General features: G+C 55.2%; 13 protein-coding genes. 7 read left to right on the plus strand and 6 right to left on the minus strand.

The window, feature by feature from the left end; all coding sequences use genetic code 11:
* Positions 1-8: 8 nt before the first annotated feature.
* Positions 9-1,532, minus strand: coding sequence for an exopolyphosphatase (gene ppx, locus AAGR08_RS04430; RefSeq protein WP_097096445.1), 1,524 nt, complete (start codon positions 1,530-1,532; stop codon positions 9-11).
* A 5-nt stretch (positions 1,533-1,537) separates the two neighbouring features.
* Complete coding sequence (ppk1, locus tag AAGR08_RS04435) at positions 1,538-3,598, minus strand: polyphosphate kinase 1 (protein ID WP_097096446.1); 2,061 nt, start codon at positions 3,596-3,598, stop codon at positions 1,538-1,540.
* Positions 3,599-3,780: 182 nt separating this feature from the next.
* On the opposite strand from ppk1, the gene AAGR08_RS04440 reads away from it, so the two are divergent.
* From AAGR08_RS04440 to pstB, 3 genes are read left to right on the plus strand one after another with little or no spacing between them, the layout of a single operon-like run.
* Complete coding sequence (locus AAGR08_RS04440; protein WP_097096447.1) at positions 3,781-5,874, plus strand: ABC transporter permease subunit; 2,094 nt, start codon at positions 3,781-3,783, stop codon at positions 5,872-5,874.
* Positions 5,871-7,469, plus strand: a complete 1,599-nt coding sequence (pstA, locus tag AAGR08_RS04445) for a phosphate ABC transporter permease PstA (RefSeq protein WP_345828752.1) — start codon at positions 5,871-5,873, stop codon at positions 7,467-7,469. Before AAGR08_RS04440 ends, pstA begins: the two co-directional genes overlap by 4 nt.
* 12 nt (positions 7,470-7,481) lie before the next feature.
* The gene (gene pstB / locus AAGR08_RS04450; protein ID WP_097096449.1) at positions 7,482-8,249 is read left to right on the plus strand and encodes a phosphate ABC transporter ATP-binding protein PstB; all 768 of its coding nucleotides are present in this window, start codon (positions 7,482-7,484) and stop codon (positions 8,247-8,249) included.
* Positions 8,250-8,311: 62 nt separating this feature from the next.
* Here pstB and purN read toward each other — a convergent pair whose 3' ends face one another.
* Complete coding sequence (gene purN, locus AAGR08_RS04455; RefSeq protein ID WP_345828753.1) at positions 8,312-8,950, minus strand: phosphoribosylglycinamide formyltransferase; 639 nt, start codon at positions 8,948-8,950, stop codon at positions 8,312-8,314.
* Positions 8,947-9,987, minus strand: a complete 1,041-nt coding sequence (purM, locus tag AAGR08_RS04460) for a phosphoribosylformylglycinamidine cyclo-ligase (protein ID WP_345828754.1) — start codon at positions 9,985-9,987, stop codon at positions 8,947-8,949. The genes purN and purM overlap by 4 nt, the downstream gene beginning before the upstream one ends.
* Before the next feature lie 241 nt (positions 9,988-10,228).
* Here purM and upp point away from each other — a divergent pair, with 241 nt between their 5' ends.
* The 3 genes from upp (at position 10,229) to hda (ending at position 13,057) form a co-directional block, all read left to right on the plus strand.
* A complete protein-coding gene (gene upp / locus AAGR08_RS04465; protein WP_007884850.1) occupies positions 10,229-10,855 on the plus strand; it encodes a uracil phosphoribosyltransferase in 627 nt (208 codons plus the stop codon).
* 123 nt (positions 10,856-10,978) lie between these two features.
* A complete protein-coding gene (uraA, locus tag AAGR08_RS04470) occupies positions 10,979-12,262 on the plus strand; it encodes a uracil permease (RefSeq protein WP_097096451.1) in 1,284 nt (427 codons plus the stop codon).
* 93 nt (positions 12,263-12,355) lie between these two features.
* A complete protein-coding gene (hda, locus tag AAGR08_RS04475) occupies positions 12,356-13,057 on the plus strand; it encodes a DnaA inactivator Hda (protein ID WP_176519210.1) in 702 nt (233 codons plus the stop codon).
* A gap of 193 nt (positions 13,058-13,250) precedes the next feature.
* Here the strand turns inward: hda and AAGR08_RS04480 are convergent, their stop codons facing one another.
* Both AAGR08_RS04480 and AAGR08_RS04485 read right to left on the minus strand, forming a co-directional pair.
* Positions 13,251-14,714 (minus strand): M48 family metallopeptidase, encoded by a 1,464-nt coding sequence (locus AAGR08_RS04480; RefSeq protein ID WP_345828755.1) that lies wholly within the window; start codon positions 14,712-14,714, stop codon positions 13,251-13,253.
* Positions 14,707-15,045 carry a hypothetical protein gene (locus tag AAGR08_RS04485; protein ID WP_345828756.1) on the minus strand — a complete coding sequence of 113 codons (339 nt, stop codon included), beginning with the start codon at positions 15,043-15,045 and terminating at the stop codon, positions 14,707-14,709. The genes AAGR08_RS04480 and AAGR08_RS04485 overlap by 8 nt, the downstream gene beginning before the upstream one ends.
* A gap of 309 nt (positions 15,046-15,354) precedes the next feature.
* Here AAGR08_RS04485 and AAGR08_RS04490 point away from each other — a divergent pair, with 309 nt between their 5' ends.
* On the plus strand, positions 15,355-15,960 hold the full coding sequence (locus AAGR08_RS04490) for a DsrE family protein (protein WP_097096455.1): 606 nt from the start codon (positions 15,355-15,357) through the stop codon (positions 15,958-15,960).
* Positions 15,961-15,963 lie beyond the last annotated feature (3 nt).

The raw sequence follows: 15,963 nt of genomic DNA on the forward strand, positions 1-15,963 counted from the left end.
AGCCCGTTTTACTCCTCTTCCAGCATCAGTTTCCAACCGGTGACATCATTCCAGTAGGCTTGCTCACGCTCCAGATCCAGCTGCACCAGCGTGTTCTGGCTCATGAAGCCCGCCGGGAAAGTGAGCGTCCAATGACCATCGTCCGTGCTCAATTTGAGCGAATCCGGTTTGGTGGTCGCCTGGCGCTGGTTATTCAGCAGCGTGCCGAGGCGCAGCAGGAAGACCATCGGTAGAAACTGTTTCTTTTTAAACAAGGTGAAGCGTGGCATCTCATCCTGCTTCACCGCTTTGCGATGGAAGCGTACCAGCGTGGCCAGCAGCATCTGTTGATCCTGATTAAAACCCGGCATATTTGAGTTTTGCAGGATATAGGCCGAATGGCGCTGCATGCCGCTGTGATTGATGGTTAATCCCACTTCATGCAATAGCGCCGCCCATTTCAGCAGCGCTGACAGCTGCGGATTAGCATGCTTAGGATTCTGTTCCTGCCACTGCAGATAGAGCTGCTCGGTGGTTTCCAGCACGCGACGCGCCTGGTCGCTATCAATCGCATAGTGATTTGCCAGGCTTTGCGCAGTGCGACTACGAATATCCTGATGGCGGAAACGTCCTTCCATCTCATACAGCACGCCTTCGCGCAACGCGCCATCAGAGAGACGCAGCTCGCGAATCGCTAACGCATCAAACACGCCACACAAAATTGCTAAGCCCGGCACGAACACCGCTTTACGCTCTTCCGATAATCCCGGCAGGCTCAGTGCGTTAAAAGATTTATGCTTCAGCACTTCGCTGGTGAGCAGCTCCAGCGTTTCCGGGGTAATCAGCTTCTCTTTTTCGCCCATCGCCAGCAGCACTTCACAGGCGGCTTTAATCGAGCCCGACGCGCCCAGCGCATATTGCCAGCCATGCAGACGATATTGCCACGCCATGGTTTCCAGCTTCTGCGCAGCGGACAGGCGCGCACGGCGGAAGTTCTCCGCTGAGATTTCTCCTTTTGGGAAATAGAGATTGGCGAAGCTGACACAACCCATGCGGCGGCTTTCCACCAGCTGTGGCTCAAAATCTTCACCAATGACCAGTTCCGTTGAGCCGCCGCCGATATCAATCACCAGCTTGCGGCCTTTTTCCGGCTGCGTATGCTCCACGCCCATGAAAATCAGACGTGCTTCTTCATTGCCGGAAATGACCTCGATAGGGTAGGGGATCACTTCGGCAGCGCGCTGCAAGAACTCTTCTGCATTGCTGGCGATACGTAGCGTGTGCGTGCCGACGATGGTGACGTTGGCCGGGCTGAAGCCCTGCAAACGTTCAGCGAACAACGCCAGACAGCTCAGCCCGCGTTCAATCGCCTCTTCGCTTAGGCGATTTTGTGCATCCAGCCCATCGGCCAGATGTACGCGCTGTTTCAGGCGGCCCAGCACTTGCAAAGCGCCATCCACCACGCGGGCAATGACCATATGGAAGCTGTTCGAGCCGAGGTCGATTGCCGCGAACTCCTGAGGTTTCGGCGTACTTTTATGTGAGATTGGCATAGGCGTTATTCGGGTTGTTCCAGTTTCTTGATGTAGTCGTAAATGGCCAGCTGCGAGCGGACTTTTTTACGGTTGCCACGCGGCACATAACGGTTACTCAGCTCTTTATCGACGATGCGGGCTTTCACCGTATCGCTAAACAGAATGGCAATGATGTCCAGTATGCGCTGCTTCACGCGTGGATCAAGAATCGCCACAGCCACTTCAATGCGGTGATCAATGTTACGCGTCATCCAGTCCGCGGAAGAGAGGAATACCTTTTTCTCGCCGCCATTCTCAAAAATATAGACGCGGTCGTGCTCGAGATAGCGGTCAACAATACTGGTAATACGAATATTTTCACTGATGCCCGGTAAATCCGGAATCAGGGAACACATGCCGCGCACCAGCAGATTCACTTTTACACCCGCTGATGATGCTGCATATAGCCGATCAACCAAACCATTATCCACCAGGTTATTGATTTTCAGCGTAATGCCCGAAGGATTCCCCTGCTGCGCATTGGCGATTTCCGCGTCAATCAGCTTATACAGCACGTCACGCGAGTTCTGCGGCGACACCAGCAGGTGCTCGAAGGTGACCGGGCGATACGGGTTTTCAATAAAGTTAAATACGCGACGTACTTCATTGGTAATGCGCGCATCGGCGGTCAGCAATGAATAGTCAGTATAAATGCGTGCGGTTTTTTCGTTGAAATTCCCGGTGCCGATATGCGCGTAACGCACCACCTCTTCCCCTTCGCGGCGCGATATCAGGAACAGTTTGGCGTGAATTTTCAGACCTGGCGCAGAGAAAATGACGTGCACGCCGGCTTCGGTGAGGCGTTTTGCCCAGCGAATATTGGCTTCTTCATCGAAGCGCGCCTGCAGTTCAACCACCACCGTCACTTTCTTGCCGTTGTAGGCGGCGTGAATCATCGCATCCATGATGCGCGAATTCTTCGCCACGCGGTAAATGTTGATCTTAATGGCCAGCACGTTCGGGTCGAACGAAGCCTGGCGCAGCAGCTCCAGCACGTGCTCAAAGGTGTGATACGGATAATAGAGCAGCACATCGCGATTGCGGATGGCATCGAAGCCGTTGCGGAAGCCATCGAAACCAATATGACGAATCTGCGGCAGCGGGCGGTTTTCCAGATTACTTTTACCGACGTTCGGGAAGCCAATGAAATCTTTGAAGTTATGATAACGGCCGCCGGGCACAATCGAATCATAGTTTGAAATCGACAGCTTATGGCGCAGCATTTCTACCATCGCATCCGGCATATCGCGCTGATAAACGAAGCGCACTGGCTCGGCATTAAGACGCTGCTTCAGGCTCGATGACATCAGCTCCAGCAGGCTTGATTCCATCTCCGTCACCAGATCGTACTCGGCATCGCGCGTCATCTTCATTGAATAGGCATTCAGCGTATCGTAATCGAAGAAGCCTTTAAAAATTTCATCCAGGCAATAGCGCAGAATGTTATCCAGCAGAATCATTGGCTTGCGACGGCGTGGCGATTCAGCCGGCAAGTTAATAAAGCGCGGCACTTTATCCGACGGGATCTCCAGCAGCGCATAACGCACATCGTCGCCGCGAATGATCTCGACCGCCAGATAGGTGTAATCGTCTTTCAGGAATTCGATCAGGTCGGTATCATGGTTGATCAGAATTGGCGTAACGTGCTGGCGTAATTGATGTTTGAAGTAGTAGCGCAGCCACTCTTGCTGATTCGGTGACAGCTGGCGTTCGTTGATCAGGAAGATCTGATTACGCGCCATCTCCAGTAGCAGATCGTTGTAGAGTGCATCAAACTCTTGATCCGATTTCTGCACGCGCAGCTGAATTTTTTTTAATAAATGACGCAGGGAAGTGGGCTTGCCTTGCTCTTCACTGATCAAAATTCGCCGCTTGAGATCGGCAAAGCGAACTTTGTAGAACTCTTCAAGGTTATTGGAATAGATTCCCAAGAAGCGCATCCGCTCAATCAGCGGATTACTTTTGTCCGAGGCTTCCTGCAATACGCGTTCATTAAAGCTTAACCAGCTTAATTCTTTTTCTATATACAGCTTATCCTGACCCATTCTGACTCCGAGATGCTGATGCTGGACGGAATGTCCGGCGGAAAAAGCGCAAAAATGCGGTACCGCTCAGTGTCCGTCACCATTATGGCGAGAGTATGGCAGGCTTGTCCAACGTCAAAGGTTGTCTTATCAATCAGCTACGGGCAACATAGCGACTTGTTTCCACCGGTAACCTGGCCTGCATGAGCATAAATCGTATTCCTGTCCACTTTAGCGACCGTCGTCGACGCGCCACTGATACTTTTGTGCGCCGCGTAGTCACTGCCTGTGGCGTGGGAATTTTGCTGCTGATGCTGCTGCTATTCTTTTGGTTGATCTGGGTGGTAGTGCCGTTGTTCAGCGCGCCGGGCATGCACGCCACCACCAACATCCAGCTCTGGGATAAAGCCCCGACGCTGGCGATGGGCAGCGATGGCCATCTGGGCTGGCGCATTAGCCGCAACGAAGCACGTTTTATTCCGCTTGATGGCCAGCCGGCCGGACCGGCGCTGGCACTTAATGGCACGCCTAATGCGGCGGTCACCAGCAGCGATAACCGCAGCGTGCTGCTCAATATGCAGGGCGAACTGCTGTTAATGCAACCGGTTATCAACAACGACAGCGGCGAATGGCGTTTCCCACTTGGCGATCGGCCGCTGCATCTCCCTCAGGGGCCGGTCAGCAACATGGCGTTGACGTCGCTCAGCGATAATCGCTGGCTTATCGCCGCGCAAACCGCCGCGGGCATCACTCTGTTAACGCTGGAAAATCAAAAACCAGTACAACAGATTCTTTTGCCGCAGCAGCAGGCTGAGCATCTGCTGCTATCGCCAGATGGCACGCTGCTGTACGCCAGCAGCGGACGTTTGCTGCGCGTTTGGCAAATCACCGCGCAGGCTGCGCAGCTGCGCGAAACCCAAACCCTTAATCTGCCGCCGCAGAGCCTGCATATGCTGGCGGGCGGTCGTAGCTTGCTGATTCAGGATGCGCGTGGCGTGCAACAATGGTTTGCGATTGCGGGTGATAAAGGGCCGCGCCTGCAGGCGATTCATACTTTCAACGGCAGCCAGAATGCGCTCGGCGTTGCGCCTGAAGCGCAGCGTCGTGTCTTTGCCACTTATGACGCACAGGGCAACATTCAGCTGTTCGCCAGCAAGCAGCTGGGCGCGATATTAACGCGTCAGCTGGCACCGGGCATTCAGGCGCTGGCGTTCTCGCCGCGTGGTGATGGCTTAATCATTGAGCGAGCCGGGCAATGGCAACAGTTTGCGCTGGATAATCCGTGGCCAGACTTCACCTGGCGCAACCTATGGCAAAAGATCTGGTATGAAAACTATCCGCAGCCCGACTGGGTATGGCAATCCACGGCGGCGGGAGATAGCTATCAGGCCAAGTTCAGCCTGATGCCGCTGGTGCTGGGCACGCTGAAAGCCGCCAGCCTGGCGCTGCTGTTTGCTACGCCGCTGGCGTTGGCCGCGGCAATGTATACCGCGTGGTTCATGTCGCCCGCTTTACGCCGTTGGGTGAAACCTGGCATTGAAATGATGGGGGCACTGCCGAGCGTGGTGATTGGTTTAATCGCCGGCGTCTGGCTGGCGCCGCATATCAGCACCGCGCTGGTCGGCGTTTTGCTGCTGCCGCTGGTACTCGCCGCCACGTTATTATTATGCGGCGTGCTCAGTCCGCGTTTGCCTGCAAGTTGGCGACGTCCGGGTTTTGAAGTGATTCTGCTGCTGCCGGTGCTGTTCGTCATGACGTTACTCACGCTGTGGCTGCCAACGCTGTTTTGGCCGGAAATGGGTGAACGCTTAGCGCATTACGAACAGCGCAACCTGCTGGTAGCCGCGCTGGCGATGGGTTTTGCGCTGGTGCCGCTAATATTCACCTTATCTGAAGATGCGTTATTCAGCGTACCGGGTGCGCTGGGGCAGGGTTCGCTGGCGCTGGGCGCCACGCCGTGGCAAACCCTGACGCGCGTCGTGCTGCCGGGCGCCTCGGCGGGTATCTTTGCCGCCTTAATGATTGGTTTTGGCCGAGCCGTCGGCGAGACGATGATTGTGCTGATGGCCACCGGTAATACGCCAGTGAGCGAAGGTGGCCTGTTTACTGGCCTGCGTGCGCTCTCCGCCAATATCGCCATTGAAATGCCCGAAGCGGCGGCCGGCAGCGCGCATTACCGCATTCTTTTCCTCAGTGCCTTGCTTCTGCTGATCTTCACTTTAGTGATCAACACCATTGCCGAATTGATTCGTCAGCGCCTGCGCCAACGTTACAGCCAGCATGAGGGCCAGGGATGAAAGCGATGCAACAGAACGATCGCTGGCGCTGGCTGACGGCCGGGGCTGTCGCGGTGTGTCTACTGGCGTTTACCTTGCTGATTGGTCTCCTGGGTTGGCAGGGCGTACGCGCCTTCTGGCCACAACCAGTCGATCAATATCAGTTCCAGCCGCCGGAAGGCAGCGCGGTGATGGTGCTGGGTGAAACGCTGCAAAAACAGCAGCAGGGCGCGCAGTGGCGTTACGTGGTGAAAACCGGCAACCGCGATTTTGCTGCGCCGGATTTTCGCGTGCTGTATAGCCAGGGCGCAGCGAAAACCCGTCGACCTGCTGATGTGATAGTGCTGCAGCGCCGTAATGGCGGCAATGCGTACGGCTGGCTGGTGGAGCTGCGTCAGGATAATGAAGTGATGACCGCACGCAGCCGCGATGCCTTGCTGCATCAGCGTTTGCAGCAGGTGCATGAGCAACTGCGCCAGGCGAGCCAAATTCGCCGCATTGATATGGCGCGTCTTAACGCGCAGCTGGAGAGCCTGCAACAGCAGGCCGATGAGCAGCAGCGCAACGGCACTTTCAACCTCGAAGTGCAGTCCGAGTTTGATGCTAATCGCACAGCGTTACAGCGCCGCTTTAACGCGCTGGCGCAGCAGTTAACGCATCTGCAGCAGGAAAGTCAGCGCGATACGCTGGTGCTGCGTGATGTACAGGGCGTTGATCATACCCTTCCGCTGGCGCAGGTTGTTGATGCGTGGTACCCGAATGCCATGACATTAACCAACAAAATGCTGCACTTTTTCAGTCAGATTTGGCAATTTGTCAGCGATTCACCGACCTCCGGCGGCGGCGAAAGTGGCGCGTTTCCGGCGATCTTCGGTACCGTGCTGATGGTGCTGCTGATGTCGATAATTGTGATGCCGCTTGGCGTTATTGCCGCGCTTTGGTTGCATGAGTATGCCGGGCGCAACGCATTGACGCGCCTGGTGCGCATCGCGGTGGTTAACCTGGCGGGCGTGCCATCCATTGTTTACGGCGTGTTTGGTCTCGGCTTCTTTGTCTGGCTAATCGGCGGCACGATTGATCAGCTGTTCTTCGCCAGCGCGTTACCTAATCCCACCTTTGGCACGCCAGGTTTACTGTGGGCCGCGCTAACGCTGGCGCTGCTGACGCTGCCAGTGGTTATCGTCGCGACCGAAGAAGGATTGTCGCGTATCCCGGATAATCTGCGTCAGGGATCGCTGGCGCTGGGTGCAACCCAGGCGGAAACGCTGTGGCGCGTGGTGCTGCCGCTGGCGGTACCGGCAATGCTGACCGGCCTGATTCTGGCCGTGGCGCGCGCAGCCGGAGAAACCGCGCCGCTGATGCTGGTGGGCGTGGTGAAAATGGTGCCAGAGCTGCCGGTGGATGCGGTATTCCCCTATCTGCACCTCGATCGCAAATTCATGCACCTCGGTTTTCAGATCTACGATTTGGCGTTTCAAAGCCCAAATCTTGACGCTGATCGACCGCTGGTTTACGCCACTGCATTGCTGCTGGTGGTGATCATTCTGTCGCTCAATCTGCTGGCCAAGGCGCTGCGTCATCGGCTGCGTGAGCGTTACCGGCTCATGACGCACTAAAAAGGTTTTCTGATGACGCGCGATCACGACATTGCTCTTACCGTTAATCAGCTATCGCTGTGGTACGGCGAGCGCCAGGCGTTAAATAATATTGATCTGCAGATCCCCAAAAACTGTATCACGGCGCTGATTGGTCCTTCCGGCTGTGGCAAATCCACGCTGCTGCGCTGTTTTAATCGTATGAATGATGTGATTGATCGCTGTCGCATTGAGGGCGAAATTTTGCTCGATCGTTACGCCGTGATGCAGGCGAATCAGGATCTGCCCGCCCTGCGTCGCCGCATTGGCATGGTGTTCCAGCGGCCGAATCCGTTCCCGAAATCGATCTACGAAAACGTGGTGTACGGCCTGCGCTTGCAAGGCGTGCGCGATCGACGCGTGCTGAATGAAGCCTGCGAACGTGCGCTGCGCGCGGCGGCGCTGTGGAGCGAAGTGAAGGATCAGCTGGGACAGAATGCGTTAACGCTCTCGACCGGTCAGCAGCAGCGTTTAGTGATTGCGCGCGCCATTGCGATTGAACCCGAGGTGTTGCTGCTGGATGAGCCGACGTCGGCGCTCGATCCGATTTCAACTCTGGTGATCGAAGAGCTGATGACCACGCTGAAGCAGCATTTCACGCTGGTGCTGGTGACGCACAACATGCAGCAGGCGGCGCGGGTGTCGGATTACACCGCGTTTATGCATAACGGTCAGCTGGTGGAATTTGATGAAACCGATCGCATCTTTACCTCGCCAAAAGCGCGACGCACCGAAGATTACATTACGGGAAGGTTTGGTTAATGACGGTCGCCATGAATGGCGACCCTACATCGTAGGGTGCGCATTTATGCGCACCAGAGAAATCAGTCGTGGGCGTAGCCTTCGGGCGGCAATGGTTCACCATCCAACCACGCTTTACCCGCACGCATCTGCAAACGCCCATCAACAAACCAGCTGATGACCAGTGGATAAATCGCGTGTTCCTGATGCTGCACGCGCGCGCTGATGTCGTCTTCGCTATCGCCCGCAAACACCGGTACGCGCGCCTGCAAAACGATCGGTCCGCCATCCAGCTCGTCAGTCACAAAATGCACCGAGGTGCCATGCTCCTCGTCGCCGTTTTCCAGCGCCTGACGATGAGTATGCAAACCCGGATACTTCGGCAATAGCGACGGATGGATATTCACCAAACGATCGTGATAGTGCGCGACGAAGGTCGGACTGAGGATACGCATATAGCCGGCGAGCACCACCAGATCGGGCGCGTAAGCATCAATCTCCTGCATCAGCTGGCGATCAAAAGCATCACGGTCGGCAAACTCGCTGGCGGCTAACGCGTGGCTGGGAACATGGGCTTCCCGCGCGCGCGTCAAACCATAGGCGCTGGCTTTATTACTGAAAACGGCAGCAACGCTGCCGTTAATCCGCCCGCTTGCGCAGGCGTCGAGGATGGACTGAAGATTGCTTCCGTTGCCGGAGATCAGCACAACCAGTTTTTTCATGGGTTAATAACCACACGCTCTTCAGCATCAGAGGCTTTAATCACACCAATTTTCCACGCTTTTTCGCCAGCGTCGGTCATTAGCTGTACCGCTTTATCCGCATCCGCTGGGCTCAGCGCAATCACCATGCCCACGCCGCAGTTAAAGGTGCGGTACATTTCGTGACGGCTGACGTTGCCGGCCTGCTGCATCCAGGTAAATACTGACGGCCACTGCCAGCTGCTCTCTTCCAGCACGGCTTGGGTGTTGTCTGGCAACACGCGTGGGATATTTTCCCAGAAGCCGCCGCCGGTCAGATGTGAAATCGCATGCACATCAACCTGTTCAATCAGGCTAAGGATGTTTTTCACGTAAATGCGGGTAGGTGCCAGCAGGTGATCGGCCAGTGATTTGCCGTCCAGCTGCTTGGTTTCTGGATCGGTCTGGCTGACTTCCAGAATTTTGCGCACCAGCGAGTAACCGTTCGAATGCGGGCCGCTGGAACCCAGCGCAATCAGCACGTCGCCGTCCTGCACTTTCGAACCGTCAATGATTTCTGATTTTTCCACCACGCCAACGCAGAAACCGGCCACGTCGTAATCTTCGCCGTGATACATGCCTGGCATTTCAGCGGTTTCGCCGCCCACCAGCGCACAGCCCGACTGCAAGCAGCCTTCGGCGATGCCGGTGATGACCGATGACGCGGTTTCTACATCCAGCTTGCCGGTCGCGTAATAATCGAGGAAGAACAGCGGCTCTGCACCTTGCACGATCAGGTCGTTGACACACATCGCAACCAGATCGATGCCGATGCTATCGTGGCGTTTGAGATCCATCGCCAGACGCAGCTTGGTGCCGACGCCATCAGTTCCGGAGACCAGCACCGGCTCGCGGTACTTTTGCGGCAGCGCACAGAGCGCACCGAATCCGCCCAATCCACCCATGACTTCCGGGCGGCGGGTTTTTTTCACTACGCCTTTAATACGGTCAACCAGATCGTTACCAGCATCGATATCGACACCGGCGTCTTTGTAGCTGAGAGAGGTTTTGTCGGTCACTGCGGAATCCCCACGCGAGTTGCGGTTGGTGGCAAAAATTAAGCGCGGCAATTCTAACAGCGCAGGCAAACGTTTGCGAGTCCCATCTCACGCTGCCTTTGCACAGCGTCAGATTTTCGCCAATCCTTACTCTTGAGCTGATTAAGGCAAGCCATTGACCGATGACAAGTGGCGCGGCGGCGAAAAGGCGGTATAATCCGGCGATTTTTTTTTAGCTCAACTCAATTCCGGGAGAACAATCATGAAGATCGTGGAAGTCAAACACCCGCTGGTCAAACATAAACTGGGCCTGATGCGTGAGCATGATATCAGCACCAAGCGTTTCCGCGAGCTGGCCTCGGAAGTGGGCAGCCTGCTGACCTATGAAGCCACAGCCGATCTGGAAACCGAGCGCGTAACTATCGAAGGCTGGAACGGTCCGGTCGAAATCGATCAGATCAAAGGTAAAAAAATCACCGTCGTTCCGATTCTGCGTGCGGGCCTGGGCATGATGGAAGGGGTGCTCGAGCACGTACCGAGCGCGCGTATCAGCGTGGTTGGCGTCTATCGTGATGAAGAGACGCTGGAGCCAGTACCGTACTTCCAGAAGCTGGTATCGAATATTGAAGAGCGCCTGGCGCTGGTGGTCGATCCGATGCTGGCAACCGGTGGTTCCATGATTGCGACTATCGACCTGCTGAAGAAAGCCGGTTGTACCAGCATTAAAGTGCTGGTGCTAGTGGCCGCGCCGGAAGGCATTGCGGCTTTAGAAAAAGCGCATCCGGATGTGGAGCTGTACACCGCATCTGTCGATCAGGGATTGAACGAAAAGGGATACATCATCCCGGGACTCGGCGATGCCGGGGACAAGATTTTCGGAACCAAATAAAGCAACCAGCCGGCCAGAGAGTCGGCTTTTTTTTGTCTAAAAACACAACAATGTCATCCTTGAGTTATTCACGCCCGGGCAATGCAGCCATAGCGTGAAGAACGTAGAGGATAGGGGATAATAATGACTCGTCGCGCTATTGGCGTTAGCGAACGCCCACCGCTACTGCAAACCATTCCACTCAGCCTGCAGCACCTGTTCGCCATGTTTGGCGCAACCGTGCTGGTGCCAATTCTGTTCCACATCAACCCGGCTACGGTGTTGCTGTTCAATGGCGTCGGTACGCTGCTCTATCTGTTTATCTGTAAAGGCAAAATTCCGGCCTATCTCGGCTCAAGCTTTGCTTTTATTTCGCCGGTGCTGCTGCTGTTGCCGCTCGGTTATGAAGTGGCGCTTGGTGGCTTTATCCTCTGTGGTTTCCTGTTCTGTGTGGTGGCATTGATCGTGAAGAAAGCCGGTACCGGCTGGCTTGATGTGATGTTCCCGCCAGCGGCGATGGGCGCGATTGTGGCGGTTATCGGCCTGGAACTGGCGGGTGTGGCGGCGAATATGGCTGGTTTGTTGCCTGCTGACGGTACCTCGCCAGACAGCAAAACCGTGATCATCTCGATGGTGACGCTAGCGGTCACCGTATTTGGTTCGGTGCTGTTCCGTGGCTTCCTCGCCATCATCCCGATCCTGATCGGCGTACTGGTGGGTTATGCGCTCTCGTCTGCGATGGGCATTGTTGACTGGAGTACGGTAGAGAATGCGCCCTGGTTTGCGCTGCCAACCTTCTACACGCCACGCTTTGAGTGGGTGGCGATGCTGACCATTCTGCCTGCCGCGCTAGTGGTGATTGCCGAGCATGTCGGCCACTTAGTGGTGACGGCCAACATCGTGAAGAAAGATCTGATTCGCGATCCTGGGCTGCATCGCTCCATGTTTGCCAACGGTTTATCCACCATGATCTCCGGCTTCTTCGGCTCAACGCCAAACACCACTTACGGCGAGAACATCGGGGTAATGGCGATTACCCGCGTTTACAGCACTTGGGTGATCGGTGGCGCGGCAATCTTCGCTATCCTGCTCTCTTGCGTTGGCAAGCTGGCGGCGGCAATCCAGGCGATTCCGGTGCCGGTCATGGGCGGCGTATCGCTGCTGCTGTACGGCGTGATCGGCGCATCGGGTATTCGTGTGCTGATCGAATCCAAAGTGGATTACAACAAGGCGCAGAACCTGATCCTGACGTCGGTAATCCTGATCATCGGCGTGAGCGGTGCCAAAGTGCACATTGGCGCCGCCGAGTTAAAAGGCATGGCGCTGGCGACGATTGTTGGCGTGGGCCTGGCACTGATTTTCCGTTTAATCAGCCTGTTACGTCCTGAAGAAGTGGTGCTGGATGCGGAAGAGAAGCGCGAAAGCTAAGGCTGCAAGCCGGGCAGGGAAGCCCGGTTCATCTCCGACAAAGATCGTGATAAACTTGCGCGGTTTTCTGCCCGCTCATCCGTTGAGGTACTTCTGAACACGCCGGCACAGCTCTCACTGCCACTCTATTTACCCGATGATGAAACCTTCGCCAGTTTCTGGCCGGGGGAAAACACGTCTCTGCTGGCGGCGCTGCAAGGCGCACTTTCACAGCAACACGGCAGCTATCTCTATTTCTGGTCACGCGAAGGCGGCGGCCGCAGTCATTTGCTGCACGCGGCTTGCGCCGAACTCTCGGCGCGCGGCGAAGCGGTGGGTTATGTGCCGCTGGATAAACGTACGTGGTTCGTACCGGAAGTGCTGGAAGGCATGGAGAATCTGGCGCTGGTATGCATCGATAATATCGAATGTATTGCGGGCGATCCCGAATGGGAAATGGCGATCTTCGATCTCTATAATCGCATCCTGGAAATCGGTAAAACGCGTTTGCTGATTACGGGCGATCGACCGCCGCGCCAGCTCAATCTCGGCTTACCGGATCTGGCTTCGCGTCTTGATTGGGGGCAGATCTACCGTTTGCAGCCGCTGTCGGATGAAGATAAATTGCAGGCGATGCAGCTGCGTGCGGGATTACGTGGCTTTGAGCTGCCGGAAGATGTTGGGCGCTTCCTGCTGAAACGACTCGATCGCGAAATGCGCACGCTGTTTGATACGCTGGATCGCCTCGATCGCGCCTCCATTAGCGCGCAGCGTAAACTCACCATTCCGTTTGTTAAGGAAGCGCTGGAGCTTTAACGCATTGTAACGAATGGCTTTAAGCTGAATTAACCGCGCCACATGCCGTAGCGGCGCAATTCATTGCGCGATAAATCGCGCCGCTACGGAACGTGCGATGATTTATTCACGCTTAAGCGATCGGCATTAAGCCATGAATGGCGACCCTACGTGCGCGGTTTTCGTAGGGTGCGCATTTATGCGCACCTGGACATTATCCCTTCTGATACACCTTGAAGCGCTTCTGCAGTTCACGGAACTGATCGATGCGCGCGTCATAGCGCGCCTGCTTCAGGCTGCCGAGCGGTACCTGCGCACTGGCGCTGCTCAAGGTGCTTATGGCCTGATCGAGTTGCCCATTTAGCGCTAAACCTTCGGCACGCGCCGAGAGTTCTTCATCACGCAAGCCCTGTGCGGCCGAAGCCTGCGCCAGCAGATCCCAGGCGTTGAGATCGTCCGGATGCGCGAAAGTGTAGCGGTTGAGAATGAGGCTGGCGTTCGCCGGCTGTTTCGCTTCAACATAGGCGTTGGCGAGGTTCAGTTGCAGCACCGGATTGGTGCTGCTGCCTTTGGCGCTACTCAGCATGGTGATTGCCTGCTGTGGCTGCTTCAGTCCGATGTCGATATCGGTCATGATATCGAGAAACCAAACGTTGTCCGGCTGCTTCGCCAGCAGCGGCGCAATCACACGCTTCGCGCTATCAAAGCTTTTCGCCTGCAGGAACTGCACTGCTTTACCATACTGCGCCGCTTGCTGTTCACGCACGTTGCCTTTGCTGTACTCATTTAACAAATCATCGGTCAGCTGATTACGGCCAGTAGAGTACATGCCCAGCGAGCGTACCTTAGCCATATAAAAATCCTGTGAGGATTGCACCACCACTGGACGCATCTGGTTGGCACGGTTGCGCGCATCGGCCAGGCGGCTGTCGGGCAACGGATGCGTTAGCAAAATTTCCGGCGGCTTGGAGGAGAAGCGGCTTTGATCGGCCAGTTTTTGCAGGAAGTTTGGCATCGCTTGCGGATCGAAGCCGGCCCGTTGCAGCACCTGGATGCCGATGCGGTCCGCTTCCTGTTCATTGCCTTGCGTAAAGCTGATGATGCCTTGCTGCGTGCCCGCCAGCGTACCGGTCAACGCTGCCATGCCTGCTTGTGGACTGGCCATCGCCAGCAGAATGGAACCCAACGCACCCACCCAGGTAAGGGGCGCGTTACGTTTCTGCTCTTCCATGGCGCGCGCCAAATGGCGCTGAGTCACGTGCGAGATTTCATGCGCCATGACCGAGGCGAGCTGGCTTTCATTATCGGTGTAGCGGAACAGCGAGGAGTGCAGCACTACATTGCCGCCAAAGAAGGCAAAAGCGTTAAGCTCATCGTTTTGAATCAGAAAGAAGTGAAACGGCGTGCGTACCGAATTGGCGTGCGCCACCAGACGCTGGCCAAGTTCATTAATGTATTGATTTAGCAGCGGATCGTTAATCAGTGGCGCACTGGCACGCAGCTGGCGCACGTAGAAGTCGCCCATCTGCAATTCCTGATTAATCGACAGCGTTGAACCTGCCGTGGTGCCCATATCAGGCAGCGTATCACTCAGGTCGGCACGCGCACTGAGTGCGGGCGTAAGCAGCAGCGTAGGAATAAGGGCTGCCAGCACTGATTTTTTCAACCGGTTAAACATGCCTTGATCCTGTAAAAGTCACCTGATTTTGGACAGGTAAGAGGTTCAAATGTTCTGCGCTCTCATCCATTTGTGCAGCGCGCTCTATCTTAACCAGCCTGCCGCGACAAGCAAAGCGTGTCGCAAAATGAAGGTGAAATGAAAAAATGGTCGCGATAATGAAAAATTGCAGCAAAAAATTGAATAGCTGTGCACTTATAACTAGGCGTTGCTTAACATCAAAACTTAAAGTTAAGTAAAGTTGCTCAAAATTACTGAATTTGGCATGAACTTTTCCAGGTTTACTCTGAAAAGCAGTGGACAATCTGAGGTATTGGCCCATTTTATCCATCAATTAATTTAATCGTGATTGAGACGGGCGTTACGCGCTATACAGTTATTAACGGATAGATTTTAAACGCACGTAAACTTATTTCATCTGGATTGTGCTCACCATTTCACGGCCAGCCATTTCTGCGCTTTCCCCGCCGTAACAATCGAAAGGCTTTTTCAATTAACCCTGCTAATTATTTTTCGCGCAATGAATATACCGGACACCCCGTCAGTACAGGACTTTTGCCCAGCGTGCGCTGTGGTATAGATAAGGCACTTTATTCAAACGGACTGTGAATTGACGCGCAGTGCATGCCGGAGAATCTTTATGCGTTCTGTTGTTTCATATGCCCTGATTGCCATTGTGGGTGGTTTTGTGGGCGCCACCGTGAGTAAAGGTGATGACCTGTATCAGCGCGTGGTAAGTCATTTTTCCTCCGAACCGACCGATCCGGATGGTTTCTGGAGCACTCCCGCCGTCGATGGCTACGGCAAAATCCATTATGAAGCTGACGCGGCATTTAAGCCGGTTGTGGGCCTGAGCAACAAAGTGGTGTTTCAGATCACCAAAAGCGAAGGGGATATGAAGCGGCCAAATCTTGGACTGGAGCGCGTGGCGCGCGTGGTCAATCTCTATATCGCTTCAGGCGTACCAGCCGAGGATCTGCATTTTGTCGTTTCGGTAACCGGTGATGCCACACCCGCGATGCTGGATAACGCGCATTTTCAGCAGTTTTACAAAGCCGATAACCCGAACTTAGCGCTGATTGGCGCACTGAATAAGTTGGGTGTGAAGGTGTCGGTGTGCGATCAGTCCGTGGCGTTCCATCACTTCCCCAAAGCGTGGATCGATGCTTCCGTGATTCATGCTCTCTCCAGTCCGACCACCGTGTCGACGCTGGAAAATCAGGGTTATGCCCTTTTACAGATGTAAATT

The organism is Pantoea sp. BRR-3P (genome assembly GCF_039621635.1).
GTDB classification, from domain to species: Bacteria; Pseudomonadota; Gammaproteobacteria; order Enterobacterales; family Enterobacteriaceae; genus Pantoea; species Pantoea floridensis.